At 68.1% G+C, this 19505-nt stretch carries 17 protein-coding genes; 8 read left to right on the forward strand and 9 right to left on the reverse strand.

Annotated features, from left to right (window positions below; genetic code table 11):
* Positions 1-389: 389 nt before the first annotated feature.
* From BU28_RS22735 to clpB, 4 genes are all read right to left on the reverse strand, one after another.
* Positions 390-1046, reverse strand: coding sequence for a protein-methionine-sulfoxide reductase heme-binding subunit MsrQ (locus BU28_RS22735; RefSeq protein WP_051578131.1), 657 nt, complete (start codon positions 1044-1046; stop codon positions 390-392).
* A complete protein-coding gene (msrP, locus tag BU28_RS0111060; RefSeq protein ID WP_028719535.1) occupies positions 1046-1942 on the reverse strand; it encodes a protein-methionine-sulfoxide reductase catalytic subunit MsrP in 897 nt (298 codons plus the stop codon). The genes BU28_RS22735 and msrP overlap by 1 nt, the downstream gene beginning before the upstream one ends.
* Positions 1943-2020: 78 nt before the next feature.
* Positions 2021-3655 carry an alpha-D-glucose phosphate-specific phosphoglucomutase gene (locus BU28_RS0111065; protein ID WP_028719536.1) on the reverse strand — a complete coding sequence of 545 codons (1635 nt, stop codon included), beginning with the start codon at positions 3653-3655 and terminating at the stop codon, positions 2021-2023.
* A gap of 130 nt (positions 3656-3785) precedes the next feature.
* Positions 3786-6413: an ATP-dependent chaperone ClpB gene (gene clpB, locus BU28_RS0111070; RefSeq protein ID WP_028719537.1), complete on the reverse strand. Its 2628-nt coding sequence runs from the start codon at positions 6411-6413 to the stop codon at positions 3786-3788.
* Between the two features lie 152 nt (positions 6414-6565).
* Between clpB and pyrF the strand changes: the two genes are divergently transcribed.
* On the forward strand, positions 6566-7252 hold the full coding sequence (gene pyrF, locus BU28_RS0111075) for an orotidine-5'-phosphate decarboxylase (RefSeq protein WP_028719538.1): 687 nt from the start codon (positions 6566-6568) through the stop codon (positions 7250-7252).
* 28 nt (positions 7253-7280) lie between these two features.
* Complete coding sequence (locus BU28_RS0111080; protein ID WP_028719539.1) at positions 7281-7910, forward strand: FMN-binding negative transcriptional regulator; 630 nt, start codon at positions 7281-7283, stop codon at positions 7908-7910.
* Between the two features lie 220 nt (positions 7911-8130).
* On the opposite strand, the gene rpsO is transcribed toward BU28_RS0111080, so the two are convergent.
* From rpsO to BU28_RS0111100, 4 genes are all read right to left on the reverse strand, one after another.
* The gene (gene rpsO / locus BU28_RS0111085) at positions 8131-8400 is read right to left on the reverse strand and encodes a 30S ribosomal protein S15 (protein WP_028719540.1); all 270 of its coding nucleotides are present in this window, start codon (positions 8398-8400) and stop codon (positions 8131-8133) included.
* Positions 8401-8542: 142 nt separating this feature from the next.
* A complete protein-coding gene (locus BU28_RS0111090; RefSeq protein WP_233145029.1) occupies positions 8543-9442 on the reverse strand; it encodes a calcium-binding protein in 900 nt (299 codons plus the stop codon).
* Positions 9443-9587: 145 nt separating this feature from the next.
* Positions 9588-10250 carry a YggS family pyridoxal phosphate-dependent enzyme gene (locus tag BU28_RS0111095; RefSeq protein ID WP_028719542.1) on the reverse strand — a complete coding sequence of 221 codons (663 nt, stop codon included), beginning with the start codon at positions 10248-10250 and terminating at the stop codon, positions 9588-9590.
* 67 nt (positions 10251-10317) lie between these two features.
* Positions 10318-11367: a porin gene (locus BU28_RS0111100; protein ID WP_028719543.1), complete on the reverse strand. Its 1050-nt coding sequence runs from the start codon at positions 11365-11367 to the stop codon at positions 10318-10320.
* A gap of 408 nt (positions 11368-11775) precedes the next feature.
* On the opposite strand from BU28_RS0111100, the gene BU28_RS0111105 reads away from it, so the two are divergent.
* The 5 genes from BU28_RS0111105 to BU28_RS0111125 all read left to right on the forward strand — a co-directional run bounded on the left by BU28_RS0111105 (position 11776) and on the right by BU28_RS0111125 (position 17510).
* A complete protein-coding gene (locus BU28_RS0111105) occupies positions 11776-12225 on the forward strand; it encodes a DUF3576 domain-containing protein (protein ID WP_028719544.1) in 450 nt (149 codons plus the stop codon).
* Between the two features lie 66 nt (positions 12226-12291).
* Complete coding sequence (gene leuS / locus BU28_RS0111110; protein ID WP_028719545.1) at positions 12292-14823, forward strand: leucine--tRNA ligase; 2532 nt, start codon at positions 12292-12294, stop codon at positions 14821-14823.
* Positions 14810-15292, forward strand: a complete 483-nt coding sequence (gene lptE, locus BU28_RS0111115; RefSeq protein WP_028719546.1) for an LPS assembly lipoprotein LptE — start codon at positions 14810-14812, stop codon at positions 15290-15292. Before leuS ends, lptE begins: the two co-directional genes overlap by 14 nt.
* Entirely contained in the window at positions 15289-16317 is a 1029-nt protein-coding gene (holA, locus tag BU28_RS0111120; RefSeq protein WP_028719547.1) for a DNA polymerase III subunit delta, read from the forward strand. Before lptE ends, holA begins: the two co-directional genes overlap by 4 nt.
* On the forward strand, positions 16290-17510 hold the full coding sequence (locus BU28_RS0111125; protein WP_269845839.1) for a BaiN/RdsA family NAD(P)/FAD-dependent oxidoreductase: 1221 nt from the start codon (positions 16290-16292) through the stop codon (positions 17508-17510). The genes holA and BU28_RS0111125 overlap by 28 nt, the downstream gene beginning before the upstream one ends.
* On the opposite strand, the gene BU28_RS0111130 is transcribed toward BU28_RS0111125, so the two are convergent.
* Positions 17489-18076 (reverse strand): glutathione S-transferase family protein, encoded by a 588-nt coding sequence (locus BU28_RS0111130; RefSeq protein WP_028719549.1) that lies wholly within the window; start codon positions 18074-18076, stop codon positions 17489-17491. The genes BU28_RS0111125 and BU28_RS0111130 overlap by 22 nt on opposite strands.
* 109 nt (positions 18077-18185) lie before the next feature.
* Between BU28_RS0111130 and BU28_RS0111135 the strand changes: the two genes are divergently transcribed.
* Complete coding sequence (locus tag BU28_RS0111135; protein WP_028719550.1) at positions 18186-19427, forward strand: MFS transporter; 1242 nt, start codon at positions 18186-18188, stop codon at positions 19425-19427.
* Positions 19428-19505 lie beyond the last annotated feature (78 nt).

Raw genomic sequence — 19505 nt, forward strand, 5'->3', positions numbered from 1 at the left:
CGCCAGGTAAGCGGGGATACTTCTGTTCATCGTCCTCACTCGCGTGAGCCGACAAACAGTGAAGCTGACACCTGGATCATCGGCTCACGCCTACCAGGCCGATATGCAAGCTACTCAGTCGAAAAACGACCAGACCGCCCGCATATCCCTTCAGATATCTCGCAATGTCAAAAAGCAGAGGAAACAAAATCCCAGATGAAGCGCCATTCTCTCGACGCCCCGCCCGGTCAGTCATTCCCAGATTGTCTCGGTTCCGCTCCCGCTTCCCCGCCCCTTCCAGCGTTCCCGCCGTCCGGTGAAGCGGTATTTAGGCCGCACGGACGGAACCCGCAAGAGCGAATTTTCAGAAAACTGACAAAAACTTGCAACCGATTGAAATCGCTGAGAGGCTACGAGCCGCGGCCCAGCGACCTACCTGCCGGCCGTGCCGGCGGGGCCAGGTCCCGGGCCGGCCGGCGGGACGGTTTTCCCAGCAAACGCAGGGAAAGCAGCAGCAGAATCGCGCCCAGCATCAGCAGCGGCCATGATTCCCAGACCTTGAGCGCCCAGAGCCAGTGCATCGCCGCCAGCACGGCCGCCGGATAGATCAGCCGGTGCAGGCGCCGCCACCCTGCCCCCATCCGCCGGATCGAAAGCCGGTTCGAGGTCAGCGCCAGGGCCGCCAGCATGACAAGCGCCAACATGCCGAAGATCAGATAGGGCCGCTTGACCACGTCCCGCACCATCTGCCCCCAGAGAAAGCCCATGTCGAAGACCACCCAGGCGGCGACATGGCAGCCGACATAGGTAAAGCAGATCAGACCCAGGGCCTGGCGAAAGCGCATCACGTTCAGCCGCGCCAGCCGCAGCAGTGGGGTGACGCACAGCGTGGCGATCAGGAAATACAGCGCCGTGCGGCCCAGGCGGTGTTCGATGTCGCGCACCGGATCGACGCCCAGATGACCCTGAACCGTATCCCAGACCAGCAGCGCCAAGGGCAGCAGCCCCGCCAGCCAGACCGCCCAGACGGGCAGGCGCCGCAGCCAGCCGTTCAGGCGCTGGACCATCAATAGAACTTCCGCAGGTCCATGCCGGCGTAAAGCCCGGCGACCTGGTCGGCGTAGCCGTTGAACATCAGCGTCTCCTGCCGGCCGCCGAACAGGCCGGCGCCGACCCGCCGCTCGGTCGCCTGGCTCCAGCGCGGATGGTCCACCTGCGGGTTCACGTTGGCGTAGAAGCCGTATTCGCGGGGTTGCAGCGCCTGCCAGCTGGTCGGCGGCTGCTTGTCGGTCAGGGTGATCGCCACCACCGACTTGATCGACTTGAAGCCGTATTTCCACGGCACCACCAACCGGATCGGCGCGCCGTTCTGGTTGGGCAGCACCTTGCCGTAAAGCCCGGTCGCCAGGATCGTCAGCGGGTGCATCGCCTCGTCCAGGCGCAGCCCTTCGCGATAGGGCCAGTCGATGATGCGCGCATGCTGGCCGGGCATCTGCTCGGGGTCCTCGAGCGTGCGGAAGGCCACGTATTTCGCGCCCGGCTGAACGCCCGCCTTGGCCAGGACCCCCGCCAGCGGGACGCCCAGCCAGGGAATCACCATCGACCAGGCCTCGACGCAGCGCAGTCGATAGATGCGTTCCTCGAGCGCGCTATCCGGGGCCAGGTCCTCGACGCCATAGCTGCCGGGGCGATCCACCATCCCGTCGATGGCAACGGACCAGGGCGCGGTCTTCAGGTTGCCCGCATATTGCGCCGGGTCGGTCTTGCCGGTGCCGAATTCGTAGAAATTGTTGTAGTTGGTGATTTCGTCAAAGCTGTTGGGCGCCTCGTCCGTGGAATAGGGCGAAGCCTTGCCCGCAAGGCCGAAGGCCGGGGCTGCGGCCAGGGCCGCGGTGCCGGCCAGAAAGACCCGGCGCGACAGATAGTGCGCCTGGGGTGTGACCTGGGACCATGTCAGCTTCATCGGCGGCCTCCGCTGCTTGCGCGCTCAACGCCAGCATGACAGCGGGGGGTCCGCCCGCCGATGAACTTCTGCGTGATCTCAGGTGGTGACGTCGGGCGCGTCGCGGCCGGTGAATTCGCGGATCAGCGCGATCTCCTCGGCGGCGGCGATGACCGGGGCCAGCGCCTCCTCGACCGGCAGGTCGTGGCGGTCGGGATCGGGTTCGTAGCGTTCCAGATAGACGCGCAGCGTCGCCCCCTCGGTGCCGGTGCCCGACAGCCGCATCACCACGCGCGAGCCGCCCTGAAAGCCGATGCGGATGCCCTGCCCCTTCGACACCGAGCCGTCGACCGGGTCGTGATAGGCGAAATCGTCGGCGCTTTCGACCACCAGGCCCTGGAAGGTCTGGCCCGGCAGGTCGGGGGCGATGTCGCGCAACCGCTGGACCAACGCATTGGCGCGTTCCACCGGAACCGCCTCATAGTCGTGGCGCGAGTAGTAGTTGCGGCCGTATTCCTGCCAATGCGCGGCCATGATCTGGCCCATCGGCTCGATCCGCCGGGCCAGGATGTTCAGCCACAGCAGGACCGCCCACAGCCCGTCCTTTTCGCGCACATGGTCCGATCCGGTGCCGGCGCTTTCCTCGCCGCAGATCGTCACCCGGCCGGCGTCCAGCAGGTTGCCGAAGAACTTCCAGCCGGTGGGCGTCTCGTGGATCTCGATCCCCAGCTTTTCGGCCACGCGGTCGGCGGCGCGGCTGGTCGGCATCGACCGCGCGATGCCCGACAGGCCCCTGGCATAGCCCGGCGCCAGATGCGCGTTCGCCGCCAGCACCGCCAGGCTGTCCGAGGGCGTCACATAGATGCCCCGGCCCACGATCATGTTGCGGTCCCCGTCCCCGTCCGAGGCGGCGCCGAAATCGGGCGCGTCCTCGGCGAACATGGCATCCATCAGGTCCTTCGCCCAGACCGGGTTCGGGTCCGGGTGGCCGCCGCCGAAATCGGGCGACGGGGTGCCGTTCACCACCGTGCCCTCGGGCGCGCCCAGGGTTTCCTCGAGGATGCGCTTCGCATAGGGGCCGGTCACCGCGTGCATGGCGTCGAAGCGCATGCGGAAGCCGCCGGTAAACAGGTTGCGGATGGCGTCGAAATCGAACAGTTCGGCCATCGCCCGGGCATAATCCTCGACCGGGTCGACGACCTCGACCGCCATCCCGCCCAGGCGGGTATCGCCCAGCGACGACAGGTCGACATCCTCGGCCTCGAGGATGCGGTATTCGGTCAGTTCCGTGGTGCGGGCAAAGATGCGGTCGGTCACCTGCTCGGGGGCGGGGCCGCCGTTCGCGCCGTTGAACTTCATGCCGAAGTCCTCGTCGATGCCGCCGGGGTTGTGGCTGGCCGAGAGGATCACCCCGCCATCCGCGCCCCGCTTGCGGATCAGGTTCGAGGCGGCGGGGGTGGAAAGCAGCCCCCCCTGACCGACGATGACGCGCGCGGCCCCGTTCGCCGCCGCCATGCGCAGGATCACCTGCACCGCGCGGTCGTTGAAATAGCGCCCGTCGCCGCCCAGGACCAGCACCTTGCCCTGAACGCCGCCGATCGCGTCAAAGACCGACTGGGTGAAGTTCTCCAGGTAGTGCGGCCCCATGAAGACCCTGGTCTTTTTGCGCAGACCCGAGGTTCCGGGCTTCTGCCCCTCGATCGGCTGCGTGGGGACGGTCTGGATGCGGGTCATGTGTCGGCCTCATGGTTCATGCAAGCTGAAGGCGATCTTGCACGATTCGCCGCGTCTTACCATGGCGCTGATGAAGGCCCGGTAAACACCCGCCGACAGGAAAAGGGCGGCCCTGGGGCCGCCCGATCCGTCAGTGCAGCGGCGCGCGGGGCGCGCCGTCGCCCTTGTCGCCCAGATGCGCAGTGGTCACCCGGTTGCCGACGATCAGCCCGTCGGGGCCGGCGGTGACATGGACCGTCTGCCCGTCCAGCACCTCGCCCGACAGCAGCATCTCGGCCAGCGGGTTCTGCAGGCTGCGCTGGATCACCCGCTTCAGTGGGCGGGCGCCGAAGACCGGGTCATAGCCTTCGTCGGCCAGCCATTTCAGCGCATCCTCGTCCAGGTCCAGATGGATCTTGCGCTGCGCCAGCCGGCTTTCCAGCCCCATCAGCTGGATCTTCACGATTCCGTCCATGTTCTCGCGCGTCAGGCGGTGGAAGATGATGATCTCGTCCAGCCGGTTCAGGAACTCGGGGCGGAAATGCGCCCGGACCGCATCCATGACCTGGGTGCGCGCCTGGGAACTGTCCGCGCCCTCGGGCAGGGCCGACAGCGCCTGCGCCCCCAGGTTCGAGGTCAGGATGATCAGCGTCTGCTTGAAGTCCACCGTCCGGCCCTGGCCGTCGGTCAGCTGACCGTCGTCCAGCACCTGCAGCAGCACGTTGAAGACGTCCGGGTGCGCCTTTTCGACCTCGTCGAACAGGATCACCTGATAGGGCCTGCGCCGCACCGCCTCGGTCAGGACGCCGCCCTCGTCATAGCCGACATAGCCCGGAGGCGCGCCAATCAGGCGGGCGACCGAATGCTTCTCCATGAACTCGGACATGTCGATCCTGACCATCGCATTGTCATCGTCGAACATGTATTCGGCGATGGCCTTGGTCAGCTCGGTCTTGCCGACGCCGGTCGGACCCAGGAACAGGAAGCTGCCCAGAGGCCGCTTCGGATCGTTCAGCCCAGCACGGGCGCGGCGCACGGCATTGGCGACGGCGGTCACCGCCTCGGACTGGCCGATGACGCGCTGGCCCAGCACGTCCTCCATCTTCAGCAGCTTCTCGCGCTCGCCCTCCAGCATCTTGCTGGTGGGGATGCCGGTCCAGCGCTCGACCACCTCGGCGATCTGCTCGGGGCGCACGGCCTCCTCGACCATCGGGCCCTCGTCGGGACCCTCGGCCTCGGCCAGCTTCTTCTCAAGCCCCGGGATGATGCCATAGGACAGCTCGCCCGCGCGGGCCAGGTTGCCCTCGCGCTTGGCCTGGTCCAGTTCGGCCCGGGCGCGGTCCAGCTGCTCCTTGAGGTTCCGCGACCCTTCCAGCTTGTCGCGCTCGGCCTGCCAGCGCGCGGTCATCGTGGCCGACTTCTCCTGCAGCTCCGACAGCTGCTTTTCCAGAGTCTCCAGCCGGTCCTTGCTGGCCGCGTCGTCCTCCTTCTTCAGCGCCTCGGCCTCGATCTGCATCTGCAGGATCTGCCGGTCCAGCTGGTCCAGCTCCTCGGGCTTCGAATCGACCTCCATCCGCAAGCGGGACGCCGCCTCGTCCACCAGGTCGATGGCCTTGTCGGGCAGGAAGCGGTCGGTGATGTAGCGATGCGACAGCTGCGCCGCCGCCACCAGCGCGGCATCCGAGATGCGCACGCCGTGGTGCAGCTCATACTTTTCCTTGATGCCGCGCAGAATGGAAATCGTGTCCTCGACCGTCGGCTCCAGCACCATGACGGGCTGGAAGCGCCGGGCCAGCGCCGCGTCCTTCTCGATATACTTGCGGTACTCGTCCAGCGTGGTCGCGCCGACGCAATGCAGCTCGCCCCGCGCCAGCGCGGGCTTGATCAGGTTCGCGGCATCCATGGCGCCATCGGTCTTGCCGGCGCCGACCAAGACGTGCAGCTCGTCGATGAACAGGATGATCTCGCCGGCGGCGTTCTCGATCTCCTTCAGGATCGCCTTCAGCCGCTCCTCGAACTCGCCGCGATACTTGGCCCCGGCGATCAGCGCGCCCATGTCCAGCGCCCAAAGCTGCTTGTTGCGCAAGGACTCGGGCACGTCGCCGTCCACGATGCGCAGCGCCAGCCCCTCGGCGATGGCGGTCTTGCCGACGCCCGGCTCGCCGATCAGCACCGGGTTGTTCTTGGTGCGGCGGCTCAGCACCTGCATGGCGCGGCGGATTTCCTCGTCCCGGCCGATGATCGGGTCGATCTTGCCCTCGGCCGCGGCCTCGGTCAGGTTGCGGGCGTATTTCGACAGCGCCTCATAACTGTCCTCGGCGCTGGCGCTGTCGGCCGTGCGGCCCTTGCGGATGTCGTTGATGGCCGCGTTCAGCCCCTGCGCCGTCACCTTGCCGGCGGCCAGCGCGTCGCGCGCATTGGTGTTGACGACAGCCAGCGCGGTCAGGATGCGCTCGGCCGGCACGAAGCTGTCGCCGGCCTTCTTGGCCAGCTTCTCGGCCTCGTCCAGCACGCGCACCAGGCTCGGGTCGACATAGACCTGGCCCTGCCCGCCGCTGACCTTGGGCTGCTTGCCGACCGCCAGATCGACCGCCTGCCGCACCGCCTGGGCATCGCCCCCGGCGCGCGCGATCAGGTTCGATGCAAAGCCCTGGTCGTCGTCCATCAGCGCCTTCAGCAGATGCTCGGGCATCACGCGCTGATTGTCCTCGCGGATCGCGATGGTCTGCGCGGCCTGCAGAAAGCCCCGAGACCGTTCCGTGAATTTTTCCATATCCATATGAAAATCCTTTCTCAGCCCCCGCTGTGGGCCGCCCTTATCGGCACGGCCCGGTTGGGTCCTGTCCGTGACATGGGCAGGGACAAACGGGGTTTCAAGTCAAGCCGTTCCCCCCTATAACCGCGCCGTTTGTCGCAGGCTGGGGGCCCCTCATGGATGACCGACTGATCGTGGCGCTGGATGTGCCGGATGCGCTTTCGGGGCTGAAGCTGGCCGAAACCCTGGGCGAGGCCGTCAGCTTCTACAAGATCGGCCTTGGCATGCTGACCGGCGGCGGGCTGGCGCTGGCCAACGAACTGAAACAGGAACACGGCAAGCGCATCTTCCTGGACATGAAGTTCTTCGACATCGGCGCCACGGTCGAAGCCGCGGTCCGGGGCATCGCCCGCTACGACCTCGACTTCCTGACCGTGCACGGCGACCCGCATGTGGTGCGCGCGGCCCGGCAGGGGGCGGCCGGGTCGAACCTCAAGATCCTGGCCGTGACCATCCTGACCTCGCTCGACCGGGCCGACCTCGACGCCGGGCTGATGGTGGCGGGCGACGTGGCCGACCTCGTGACCCGGCGCGCCGCCCGCGCCTTCGAGGCCGGGGCCGACGGCGTCATCGCCTCCCCGCGCGAGGCGGCGGCGATCCGCGCCCTGCCCGAATCGCGGGGCCGGCTGATCGTCACCCCCGGCGTGCGCCCGGCGGGATCCGATGCAGGCGACCAGAAGCGGATCGAGACCCCCGCCACCGCCCTGGCCCAAGGTGCCGACCACATCGTCGTCGGCCGCCCGATCTGGCAGGCCCCGGACCCGCGCGCGGCGGCCCAGGCGATCCTGGCGGAACTGCCCTGAGGGGGGCGCGCCCCGAACGGACCCCGCCATGTATGTCCCGCCGCATTTCCAGGAAATCGACCCGGCCGAGATCGCCTCGATCCTGGCCGAGGCGCCGCTCGCCTGCATCGTTGCCCAGACCGACCAGGGGCTGGTCGCCAACCACATCCCGCTGCTGGCCGCGCCCGATGGCACGCTGATCGGCCATGTGGCGCTGGCCAACGACATGCACAGGCTGATCCCGGACGGGCACGAGGTGCTGGCGATCTTTCGGGGCGAGGACGGCTATGTCTCGCCCAACTTCTACCCGTCGAAGCCGCGCCATCACCGGCATGTGCCGACCTGGAACTATCAGGTGGTCCATGTCCACGGCCCCATCCGCTTTCAGCACGACGCCTCGGCCAAGCGCGCGGCCGTGGGCCTGCTGACCCGGCTGCACGAACGCCGGGTGAACGGCGCCGCCGCCTGGCGGATGGCCGACGCGCCCGCCGACTATCTGCAGCAGATGCTGGACGCCATCGTCGCCTTCCGGATCGCGCCCCGCCGGACCCTGGCGAAATCCAAGCTCAGCCAGAACCGCGAGGATGAGGATCGGCTTGGCGCCATCGCCGGCCTCGATGCCACCGGCCAGGCGGCCCTGGCCCGCCGCATGACCCGCCGCCCGCCGCGCGCGGACTGAAAGGCCACGCCCGCCCGACGGTCCTGCTGTGCACCCCCTGTGTACGCGCGGTGTACGCCCGCTGCACGGGTTTCACAGCGAAAACCCCAGCAATCCCCGGGTTTCTCCCGCCCCGGCCCCACCCCGTCATCCCGCGCAACGCACGCTGCCGTTGCGCATGAAAAAACGCCCGCGGCTTTCGCCTCGGGCGTCCTGTCGTCCGTCGCGCGCAGCGCCGGTCTTAGCGGCGCAGGCCCAGCTTGCCGATCAGGTCGGTATAGCGGGCTTCGTCCTTGCGCTTCAGATAGTCCAGCAGCTTGCGGCGCTGCGCCACCATCATCAGCAGGCCACGACGCGAGTGGTTGTCTTTCTTGTGCGTCTTGAAATGCTCGGTCAGGGTCGCAATGCGCGAGGACAGGATCGCGACCTGCACCTCGGGCGAGCCGGTGTCGCCTTTCTTGGTGGCGAATTCGGTCATCAGGCGGTTCTTTTCTTCAACCGTGATCGACATCGGGGTCTCCTTTCGGATCAAGGGGTTATGGCGCAGCCCGGGATGTCGTCCAGTGCCGGCCCATGGAGAATCTCCCCGAAAACAGCGCCCGGGGATGCGCGCGTATAGGGGAAATGCGGCAAAAGGAAAAGGCTTTTCTGCCTCAGCGCGCCGGGTCGAGGCGGCTCAGCGCGATATCCTCGACGCGCAGCCCCTGGGCGTTCAGCAGGCGGCCCACGGCCTCGCCGTCCAGCCGGATGACCGTCGCGCCGTCCTCGGCATGGTCCAGCGTCACCACCGGCTCGGGCTCGTCGGGCGCCGCCTCATAGCGCAGTTCCAAGCGGTCCGAGGCGCCGTCGAAATCGCCGATGGTCGGGACCGTGGTGCCCGGCTCGTCCAGCACGAACAGGTCCGCGCCCGCGCCGCCCTCGGCGAAATCCCCGGCGCCGGCCTGCAGCGTGTCGTCGCCCTCGCCGCCGTGCAGCCAGGCCGCCGTCTCGCCGGCCGAGCCCTGCAGCAGGTCATCGCCCGCCCCGCCGTCCAGATCGTCCTCGCCCGGGCCCGCAACCAGCGTGTCGTTGCCGGCATTACCCGAGATCCAGTCGTTGCCCGTGCCGCCGTTCAGCAGGTCGTCGCCCTCGCCTCCGAACATGGTATCGTTGCCGGCCCCGCCCAGCACGGTGTCATCGCCGCCCTGCCCGGCCAGGGAGTCGTCGCCGTCGCCGCCGTCGATCTCGTCGTCGCCCTCGATCCCGTAATCGTCGTCGCCATAGATCCAGTCGGTTCCAGCCCCGCCGCGCATGGTGTCATCACCCAGACCGCCGTGCAGGTCGTCGTTGCCGTCGCCCCCTTCGAGCAGGTCGTCGCCATCGCCCCCCGCCAGCCAATCCGAGCCGCTGGTGCCATCGACCGCGATGCCGGGATTCTCCTCCTCGCCGCCCTCATCGCCCTCGCCGGAATCGGGAATCTCCTCATCCTCGGCGGCATCGGCGCGGGTGCTGGTCGTCGCATCGACGGCAAGCCCCATGAACAAAAGGCTGATCAGACTGCTCAGCATCAACATGGCGAGAACTCACGGGATTCGGGAAAATCATGAATGAAAGATTAATACGCGAGAGCCATCCGCGCATCGTCTTTGAGGATATTAGGTTAATGGGATTTCTTCAAGAAAAGACTAATCTTTCCAGGAATTTTTGCCGAACCGCCGGTCAGGCACTGGGTCGAACAGTGCGGGCGCCAAAGATCGCGCTGCCGACGCGCACATGAGTCGCGCCCTCGGCGATGGCGGTTTCGAAATCGGCGCTCATCCCCATGGAAAGACCGCTCAGCCCGTTGCGCTCAGCCATCTCGCGCAGGGCGCGGAAATGTGGCTGCGGGTCCTGGTCGTCGGGGGGGATGCACATCAGCCCGTCCAGGCGCAGGTCGAGGGCGCGGCAGGCAGCGACAAAGCCGTCCGCCTCGTCGGGCAGGATGCCGGCCTTTTGCGGCTCGCGCCCGGTGTTGACCTGCACGAACAGGCGCGGGCAGATGCCATGCGCCTGGACCTGACGGGCCAGCTTTTGCGCCAGAGAGGGGCGGTCCAGCGTGTGAATCGCATCGAACAGCGCCAGGGCGGGCTTCAGCTTGTTGGTCTGCAGGGGGCCGATCATGTGCAGCTCGATCCCCGGATAGCGGTCGCGCCAGGCGGGCCATTTGGCCCCGGCCTCCTGCACATAGTTTTCGCCAAAGACGCGATGGCCGGCGTCCAGCACGGCCTCGACCCGGTCGGGGGGCTGGATCTTGCTGACGGCGATCAGCGTCACCGTGCCCGGCGTGCGGTCGGCGGCCGCCTCGGCGGCACGGATGCGGGTGATGATCTTGGACAGTCCCATGCGGGCAGATTTCCAAAAGAAAAGAGCGGGCACAAGGCCCGCTCTTTCGCATTCCGGTTCCGAAGGATCAGAACGAGAACTTGATACCGGCGTCGACCACGGTGTCGTCCAGGTAGTCGGTGTCGATGATGCCACCGGCCAGGACAGCGCCGCCGCCCAGGTCGTATTCGACGCCAATACCGAACGAGTCGAAGTCCGCATCGGCGGTGCCGGTCAGCGACTCCAGTTCGTCACGACGGTAGAAGCCTTCGACCAGGATGGCGTCCATCTGATAAGCCATGCTCAGACCGTAGGTCTTTTCCAGGGTAGCAGCGACGAAAACGGTGCTGCCTCCGCCGGGCGCGGTTTCGATTTCGAACCCATCGTTGTCTTCGTAGTGCAGGTAGACACCCTTGACGCTGAAGTTGTTGAACGAACCTTCAGCACCCAGGCCGATTTCCGATGCGTCGCCATGCTTCGAGTAGGACAACGAAGCCCAGAAGTTCGAGCCTTCGTATTTCGCGGCCAGCGAGTAGGCGACGTCCGAGTCTGCATCACCGTCGTAGTCGATATCGCCCGGTTCGCCACAAACGTCGTCGGCACCAGAGATCACGTTGCCCGAAATGCCGCAGCGGTCGTTATCCGAACCGTCCGAAGCCGAAGCGAACAGCGAGATGTTGTTGATGGTGTATTCGTACAGGATGTTCGGACCCTGGTCGGTGTTCACACCGTCGCCGGTCAGGAAGAACAACTCTTCGACGTCGCCGCCGAATTCGCCGTCGGTGTAGCCGACTTCGGCCAGGTCGCCGATTGCAGCTTCAGCGGCCGAAACAGTGTCACCCATCGACAGCTTGCCGTAGGTGCCCGAAATCCAGACGGCGCCGGCGGTACCACGGGCGGCCGAGCGGAATTCGTTGGCGTTGTAGTTTTCCTGGTCGACGCGGAACGCACCGCCGAAGGACAGACCCGAGTCCGACTCACCCGTCAGGGTGAATTTCACGCGGGCGCGGCTGGAAAACTGCGCGTCGTTGCCGTCATAGATCACACCCATCCGGCCGTCGCCCGAGACGGCGACTTCGGCCGAGGCGAAGCCCGCCGAAAGCACCAGGGCGCTGGTGGCGAAAAGAACCTTTTTCATGGTTTTCCCTCTTGTCTCTCTCGTGTGCCCCATCCCGCATGACCGGGCTGGAGTATGGGAGTTGTGTCGCGCGTTCCCGAAAGCATTGCAACGAAATCAAATCTGGCCTTCGGGTTTAACAAATCCTGTGATGCACAAGGGCCACACCAGCCTGCGCAGACCCGGACGCCACCCCCTTTGCCCGCGCCAAGTTCCTTGCGGGGCTCGAAATTTCCGGCCTCGCGCACGTCTCGCGCGAGTTCACGCGCGCGTAAGACAGTCGTGAGTCGCATGCCCGCCCCGGACCGGGTCGGCGGCCTGGCGGCGGGGCGCGCGGACGGCGGGGAATCGCGGGGGCGGACGGGCTCTCTTGTCGCTTGGACCGGAATTGCGCTATGGCTCGGCCAAGGACGATCCGGGGGATGACAGATGACCAGACGCGCCGCACGGCTGACCGCCGCCCTGCTTCTGACCGCGGGGCTTGCCGCCTGCGCCGGCGGCGGCGCCCCCAGAAGCGCCGAGCCCCAGCGTCAGTCCACCCTGTGGGACCTGTTCGCGAATCGCCGCAATCCCAGCGACACGGTCGCGGTGAACAAGTATCTGTGGAACGCCAGCCTCGAGGTGCTGAACTTCCTGCCGATCCAGTCCGTCGACCCCTTCACCGGGGTGATCGTCACCGGCTATGGCACGCCCCCCGGTGGCGGGCGGTCCTATCGCGCGACGATCCAGATCACCGACCCGGCGCTGGATGCGCGCTCGCTGAAGCTGTCGCTGCAGGGCGCGGGCGGTTCGGCGGTGGCGCCCGACACCGTGCGCGCGGTCGAGGATGCGATCCTGACCCGGGCGCGGCAGCTGCGGGTCGCCGACCGCAATCTCTGACCCGGCTGGACCTGCCTTCGCGCAGCGGCTAATACCCTGCGGGCAATCTGATGCCCGGAGGTTCCCATGCCCTATGATCCCGCACACAGCGAACCGCGCTGGCAACAGGCGTGGGACGGTGCCGGCACCTTCCGCGCGGTGCGGGACGAACGGCCCAAGTACTATGTGCTCGAGATGTTTCCCTATCCGTCCGGGCGCATCCACATGGGGCATGTGCGCAACTACACGATGGGCGACGTGGTGGCGCGGTTCAAGCGCGCGCAGGGCTTCTCGGTGCTGCACCCGATGGGCTGGGACGCCTTCGGCATGCCGGCCGAGAACGCCGCGATGGAACAGGGCGGCCATCCGCGCGACTGGACCTATGCCAATATCGCCACCATGCGCGAGCAGCTGAAGCCCCTGGGCCTGTCCATCGACTGGAGCCGCGAATTCGCCACCTGCGACGACGCCTATGTGCACCAGCAGCAGTCGATGTTTCTGGACATGCTGGAAGCCGGGCTGATCTATCGCAAGTCGGCGATGGTCAACTGGGACCCGGTCGACATGACGGTGCTGGCGAACGAGCAGGTCGAGGACGGGCGCGGCTGGCGTTCGGGCGCGCTGGTGGAACGCCGCGAGTTGACGCAGTGGTTCTTCCGCATCTCGGATTACTCGGACGAGTTGCTGTCGGCGCTGGACGGGCTGTCCGGCTGGCCGGAAAAGGTGCGACTGATGCAGGCCAACTGGATCGGCAAGTCGCGCGGGCTGCAGTTCCGCTTCGACACCGTGGATGTGGCCGGCTTTCCGCAGATCGAGGTCTATACCACCCGCCCCGACACGCTGATGGGGGCGTCCTTCGTCGCGATCTCGCCCGACCACCCGCTGGCCAGGGCGCTGGAATCCGATCCCAAGGTCGCCGCCTTCACCGCCGAGGCGCGCAAGATCGGCACCAGCGAGGAGGCGCTGGAAAAGGCCGAGAAGCTGGGCTTCGATACCGGCCTGACCGTGCGCCACCCGCTGGACCCCGATTGGCATCTGCCGATCTGGATCGCGAACTTCGTGCTGATGGATTACGGCACCGGGGCGATCTTCGGCTCGCCGGCGCATGACGAGCGCGACCACGAATTCGCCCTGAAATACGGCCTGCCGATCCGCGCCACCTTCGGGCCGAAAGGCTCGACGCTGGCCGAGGCCGACGCGCTGGTCGCGGATGCGCCCTATGTGCCCCTGAAATCCGAGGTGGTGAGCTATGTGCGCGGCTTTGCCGGCGCGCAGGACCAGTCGGGCGAGGCCGCGGTCGACGCCGCCATCGCCCATGCCGAGGCGCAGGGCTATGGCGAGGGCGTGACCAAGTTCCGCCTGCGCGACTGGGGCATCTCGCGCCAGCGCTATTGGGGATGCCCGATCCCGGTCGTGCATTGCGACGCCTGCGGCACCGTGCCCGAGGCCAAGGAAAACCTGCCGGTGCTGCTGCCGCAGGATGTCAGTTTCGACGTGCCGGGCAACCCCCTGGACCGGCACCCGACCTGGCGCCAGACCACCTGCCCGACCTGCGGCGCCCCGGCCCGGCGCGAGACGGACACGATGGACACCTTCGTCGATTCGTCCTGGTACTACGCGCGCTTCACCGCGCCCCATGCGCCGACGCCGACCGTGGCCGAGGATGCGGATTACTGGATGAACGTCGACCAGTACATCGGCGGCATCGAACACGCGATCCTGCACCTGCTCTATTCCCGCTTCTTTGCCCGCGCCATGGTCAAGACCGGGCATCTGCCGGAAAAGTCGAAGGAACCCTTCGACGCGCTGTTCACGCAAGGCATGGTCACGCATGAGATCTACCTGACCCGGGACGAGCGAGGCCGCCCGGTCTATCACCTGCCCGAGACGGTGCGGGACGGCCGGCTGGCCGACGGCACGCCGGTCGAGGTGATCCCCTCGGCCAAGATGTCCAAGTCCAAGAAGAACGTGGTCGATCCGGTGAACATCGTCGCCAGCTTCGGCGCCGACACCGCGCGCTGGTTCATGCTGTCCGACAGCCCGCCCGAGCGCGATGTGGAATGGACCGCGGCCGGGGCCGAGGCGGCGAACAAGTTCCTGGCCCGCGTCTGGCGGCTGGCCGACGAGGTTCCCGAAGGCGGCGACGACCCGGACCTGATCCGCGCCGCCCACCGCGCCATCGAGGACGTGACCCGGGCCATCGAGGGCTTTGCCTTCAACAAGGCCGTCGCCAAGCTTTACGAACTGGCCAATGTCATCGGCAAATCGCCGGCGGGCGGCGAATGCCGCCGCGCCGCGCTGCGCATCCTGGCGCAGCTGCTGGCGCCGATGGTGCCGCACCTGGCCGAGGAGTTCTGGCAGAAGGCTGGCGGCCAGGGCATGGTCGTGGACGCCGCCTGGCCCAAGGCCGACCCGGCGCTGCTGGTCTCGGATTCGGTGGTGCTGCCGATCCAGATCAACGGCAAGCGCCGGGCCGAGATCGAGGTCCCCAAGGACATGCCCAAGGACCAGATCGAGGCGCTGGTGCTGGCCGACGAGACGGTGCAGCGCTTCATGGAGGGGCTGCCGGTCAAGAAGCTGATCGTGGTGCCGGGGCGGATCGTCAATGTCGTGGTCTAGGCGCGGCGTCCTGCTGGCGGCGCTCGCGCTGGCGGCCTGCGGCTTTGCCCCGGTCTATGGGCCGGGCGGCACCGGCACGCGCCTGCAGGACAAGGTGCGCACCGCCGACCCCCGCACCCCCGACGATTTCGCCTTTGCCGGCCGCATCTCCGAGCGGCTGGGGCCGGACGGGACCCGCTATGAACTGGACTGGCGGCTGCGCATCGCGGTGGTGCCGCAGGCCATCACCCCGGACGAGATCACGACCCGCTATTCGCTGAACGGCACCGCCAGCTATGTGCTGACCGAGATCGCCAGCGGCCGGACCGTGGCGCGCGGGCAGGTCAGCAGCTTTACCTCCTACTCCACGACCGGGACGACCATCGCCACGCTGGCGGCGGAACAGGATGCCCACAAGCGGCTGGCGCGCCTGCTGGCCGATCAGGTGGTGACGCGGCTGCTGGCGCTCGACCCGGCCACGCTGCCATGATCCTGAAGGGCGCCGAGATCGGCCGCTATCTGGCGCGTCCCGATCCGACGCGCCCGGGCCTGCTGATCCACGGCCAGGACGCCATGCGCGTCGCCCTGAAGCGGGCCGAGGCGGTCGCCGCCCTGACCGGCCCCCATGCCGACGAAGAGATGCGGCTGACCCGCCTGCCCGGCGCCGACCTGAAGAAGGACCCGGCGGCGCTGCTGGACGCGGTCAAGGCGGTGGGCTTTTTCCCCGGCCAGCGCGTGGTGCTGGTCGATGACGCGAGCGACGCGGCGGCACCCGCGATCGCGGGTGCGCTGGCCGAGTGGCGCGCGGGCGACGCGGTGATCGTGGTCGCGGCAGGGGCCCTGGGCAAGGGCTCGGCGCTGAGGAAGCTCTTCGAGCCGCATCCGCAGGCGGTCACGGCCCCGATCTATGACGACCCGCCCGGCGAGGACGAGATCGCCCGCTGGCTGGAGGCCGCCGGCCTGCGCGAGGTGCCGCGCGACGCCATGCGCGACCTGGTGGCGCTCTCCCGCGCGCTGGACCCCGGCGATTTCCGCCAGACGGTGGAAAAGATCGGGCTTTACAAGCACGGCGACGCCTTACCCCTGACGCCGGCCGAGATCGCGGCCCTGGCCCCCGCCACCATCGAGGCCGAGGTGGACGAGCTGATCGACTGCGTGGCCGAAGGACGCGCCCGCGACTTCGGGCCGCTGATGCGCCGGATCGAGGGGCAGGGCACCAATCCCACGACGCTGTGCATCGCCGCCCTGCGCCATTTCCGGGCGCTGCATGCCGGCGCCTCGGACCCCGGGGGCCCGGGCGCCGGGTTTTCCCGGCTGCGCCCACCGGTTTTTGGCCCGCGCCGCGACCGCATGATCCGCCAGGCCCAGGACTGGGGCATGCGCGCGCTGGAGGACGCGATCCATCAGCTGATCGACACCGACCTGACGTTGCGGTCCAGTTCGAAGGCGCCGGCCATGGCGGTGATGGAACGGATGCTGCTGCGGCTGTGCATGATGCCCCGGGGCGGGCGGTGACCGAGGCGCTGGTGATCGGTGCCGGCCCTGCCGGGCTGATGGCCGCCGAGGTGCTGGCCACCCAGGGGCATCGCGTGGTCGTCGCCGAGGCCATGCCGACGCCCGCGCGGAAGTTCCTGATGGCGGGGAAATCGGGGCTGAACCTGACCAAGGCCGAGGGCCTTGCGGATTTCACTGCGCATTATGGGGGCTCTGCCCCCGTCCTGCGGACTCCCCCGGGATATTTGGACAAGAAAGAACTTGGGCCAGACGAGGTCATGGCCTGGGCCGAGGGGCTGGGGATCGCGCTGTTCACCGGCTCGACGGGCCGGGTGTTTCCCGTCGGCATGAAGGCCTCACCGCTGCTGCGGGCCTGGCTGGCGCGGCTGTCGGAGTTAGGGGTCGACCTGCGCACCCGCTGGCGCTGGGAGGGGTTCCAGGGCGACGGCTGGCTGTTTCGGACGCCGGCGGGGCCTCAGGTGCTGCGGCCCGGCGCCGTGGTGCTCGCGCTTGGCGGTGCAAGCTGGCCTCGGCTGGGCTCGGACGCGGCCTGGGTGCCCTGGCTTTCGGCGCGGGGGGTCGGCATCGCGCCATTCCGGCCGGCGAACATGGGGTTCCGGGTCGGCTGGTCGCCCGCAATGGCGCGGCATTTCGGCCAGGCGGTCAAGGGCGTCGCGCTGAGTGCGGGCAGCTTGTCGAGCCGCGGCGAATGGGTCGTCACCGCGCAAGGGATCGAGGGCGGCGGCGTCTATGAGGTGGCGGCCGCGATCCGCGATGGGGCCGAGGCGGTCGTCGATCTGGCCCCCGATCTGGGCGCGGTGGAACTGGCGCGGCGGCTGGCCCTGGCCCCGGCGAAACTGTCGGTCGGCAACCGGCTGCGGCGGGTGCTGGGCGATCCGCTGCGCGCCGCGCTGCTGCTGGAATGGGGCCAGCCCCTGCCCGCCGAGCCCGAGCGGCTGGCGATCCGCGCCAAGGCCCTGCGGCTGCGCCACGCCGGGCCGATGCCCCTGGAGCGGGCGATTTCAAGCGCCGGCGGCATCATCGGGGAGGGTCTGGCCGAGACGCTGGAGCTGCGCGCCCTGCCCGGCGTCTTTGCCGCGGGCGAGATGCTGGACTGGGAGGCGCCGACCGGCGGCTATCTGCTGACCGGCTGCCTGGCCACGGGGCGGCAGGCGGGCCTGGGCGCCGCGGCCTATCTGGCCTCGGCGCGCTGAAAGGCGGGCCGGGCGCGCATCCGGTCCAGATAGTCGGTCAGCCGGTGCTGGACGATCGGAAAGCGGGCCGCCAGCGCCCAGGTCAGGCAATGGGTCAGGATGATGTCGGGCACGGTCAGGCGGTCGCCCATCAGGAAGCCGTCCTCGGCCATGCGATGCACCAGTGTCTTCTGGCTGCGTTCGAATTCCCAGCGCAGCGTGTTCTTGATCGCCGAGAGGCGCATTTCCTCGGGCAGGACGAAGCTGTGGCGCGCGGCCAGCCACAGGGCGGCGTCGAATTCGTCCAGGATGAACTGGGTCAGGCTGTCCTGGCGCGCCCGGTCGATGGTGCCGGCCGGATGGGTCAGCGCGCCGTGCCGGTCGGCCAGATAGGTCAGGATCGCCGTCGAGTCGGTGATCGGCGTGCCGTCCGCAATCAGCACCGGCACCTTGCCGGCCGGGTTGAACGAGGTGACGCCCTCGGCATGGGGGGCAAGCGGCACATGGTCGTAGGGCTGGCCCAGCTCCTCGAGCATCCACAGCACGCGGAAGGCGCGGCTTTTCGACGTTCCGATGACCTGGTACATGGCGGACCCCTTTTGGCCAAGGCTAGCCGCCCCTGGGCACCAAGGCAATCCGCCGCCCATTGACGCGACGCCGGGCCGGGCGCAGGAATGGCCGCGGAAGGAGAGTTCCATGACCCCATCGCGCGCGCGCCTGTTCACGCCGGTTCTGATCGGCGGCTCGATCATCCTGCTGATCAACTTCGCGCTGCGCGCCAGCTTCGGGGTGTTCCAGATTCCCATCGCCGCCGAATTCGGCTGGCCGCGGACCGAGTTCAGCCTGGCCATCGCGATCCAGAACCTGGCCTGGGGCATCGGCCAGCCGGTCTTTGGCGCCCTGGGCGAACGGTTCGGCGACAAGCTGTCGATCATCCTGGGGGCATTCCTGTATTCGGCCGGGCTGATCCTGACCGCCCATGCGACCGACCCCGCCACCATGCAGATGCTCGAGGTGATGGTGGGCTTCGGCATCGCCGGCACCGGGTTTGGCGTGATCCTGGCGGTGATCGGCCGCGCGGCCAGCGACGAGAACCGCAGCATCGCGCTGGGGATCGCCACCGCGGCGGGCTCGGCCGGCCAGGTCTTTGGCGCGCCCCTGGCCGAGGGGCTGCTGGCCTTTTACCCCTGGCAGACGGTGTTCATCATCTTCGGCGTGATCGTCTTGGCCTGCCTGCTGTTCCTGCCCCTGCTGGGCGACACCCGGCCCGCCAGCCGCCACGAGCTTGAGGACAGCATGGGCGTGGTGCTGAAGCGCGCCTTTACCGATCCGTCCTATCTGATGATCTTTGCCGGGTTCTTCTCCTGCGGCTATCAGCTGGCCTTCATCACCGCGCATTTCCCGGCCATGATCACCGAGATGTGCGGCCCGATCGCGTCCGGCGGCGCCTTGGCGAGCCTGGGGATCACCACCACCTCGGCCCTGGGGGCGGTGGCGATCTCGCTGATCGGGCTGGCCAATATCGGCGGCGCCATCCTGGCCGGCTGGCTGGGCAAGCGCTATTCCAAGAAATACCTGCTGGCGGGCATCTACACGCTGCGCACCATCGCCGCGGCGATCTTCATCCTGACCCCCATCACGCCCACCACCGTCATCGTCTTTTCGTTGGCCATGGGCGCCCTGTGGCTGGCCACCGTGCCGCTGACCTCGGGGCTGGTCGCCTATATCTATGGGCTGCGCTACATGGGCACGCTTTACGGCTTCGTCTTCCTGTCCCACCAGCTGGGGTCCTTCCTGGGAGTCTGGCTGGGCGGCAGGCTGTATGACGCCTACGGCGACTATACCCTGGTCTGGTGGATCGGCGTGGGCGTCGGCGCCTTCAGCGCGCTGATCCACCTGCCGGTGCGCGAGGCGCCGGCGCGGCTGGCCGCCGCCTGAGGGGATTCTGTCTGGCGGATCAATCAAGATACCGCAGCCTTTCCTGCGGGGGCAGCCCGTCCCCGCGCCCAACACGGA

Source organism: Paracoccus yeei ATCC BAA-599 (genome assembly GCF_000622145.1).
Lineage (GTDB): Bacteria > Pseudomonadota > Alphaproteobacteria > Rhodobacterales > Rhodobacteraceae > Paracoccus > Paracoccus yeei.

What these genes read in the sequence shown, in the direction of transcription:
- BU28_RS22735 (WP_051578131.1), bottom strand. Translation starts at nt 1,046, where the DNA reads ATGGTCCAGCGCCTGAACGGCTGGCTGCGGCGCCTGCCCGTCTGGGCG.
- msrP (WP_028719535.1), bottom strand. Translation starts at nt 1,942, where the DNA reads ATGAAGCTGACATGGTCCCAGGTCACACCCCAGGCGCACTATCTGTCG.
- BU28_RS0111065 (WP_028719536.1), bottom strand. Translation starts at nt 3,655, where the DNA reads ATGACCCGCATCCAGACCGTCCCCACGCAGCCGATCGAGGGGCAGAAG.
- clpB (WP_028719537.1), bottom strand. Translation starts at nt 6,413, where the DNA reads ATGGATATGGAAAAATTCACGGAACGGTCTCGGGGCTTTCTGCAGGCC.
- pyrF (WP_028719538.1), top strand. Translation starts at nt 6,566, where the DNA reads ATGGATGACCGACTGATCGTGGCGCTGGATGTGCCGGATGCGCTTTCG.
- BU28_RS0111080 (WP_028719539.1), top strand. Translation starts at nt 7,281, where the DNA reads ATGTATGTCCCGCCGCATTTCCAGGAAATCGACCCGGCCGAGATCGCC.
- rpsO (WP_028719540.1), bottom strand. Translation starts at nt 8,400, where the DNA reads ATGTCGATCACGGTTGAAGAAAAGAACCGCCTGATGACCGAATTCGCC.
- BU28_RS0111090 (WP_233145029.1), bottom strand. Translation starts at nt 9,442, where the DNA reads ATGTTGATGCTGAGCAGTCTGATCAGCCTTTTGTTCATGGGGCTTGCC.
- BU28_RS0111095 (WP_028719542.1), bottom strand. Translation starts at nt 10,250, where the DNA reads ATGGGACTGTCCAAGATCATCACCCGCATCCGTGCCGCCGAGGCGGCC.
- BU28_RS0111100 (WP_028719543.1), bottom strand. Translation starts at nt 11,367, where the DNA reads ATGAAAAAGGTTCTTTTCGCCACCAGCGCCCTGGTGCTTTCGGCGGGC.
- BU28_RS0111105 (WP_028719544.1), top strand. Translation starts at nt 11,776, where the DNA reads ATGACCAGACGCGCCGCACGGCTGACCGCCGCCCTGCTTCTGACCGCG.
- leuS (WP_028719545.1), top strand. Translation starts at nt 12,292, where the DNA reads ATGCCCTATGATCCCGCACACAGCGAACCGCGCTGGCAACAGGCGTGG.
- lptE (WP_028719546.1), top strand. Translation starts at nt 14,810, where the DNA reads ATGTCGTGGTCTAGGCGCGGCGTCCTGCTGGCGGCGCTCGCGCTGGCG.
- holA (WP_028719547.1), top strand. Translation starts at nt 15,289, where the DNA reads ATGATCCTGAAGGGCGCCGAGATCGGCCGCTATCTGGCGCGTCCCGAT.
- BU28_RS0111130 (WP_028719549.1), bottom strand. Translation starts at nt 18,076, where the DNA reads ATGTACCAGGTCATCGGAACGTCGAAAAGCCGCGCCTTCCGCGTGCTG.
- BU28_RS0111135 (WP_028719550.1), top strand. Translation starts at nt 18,186, where the DNA reads ATGACCCCATCGCGCGCGCGCCTGTTCACGCCGGTTCTGATCGGCGGC.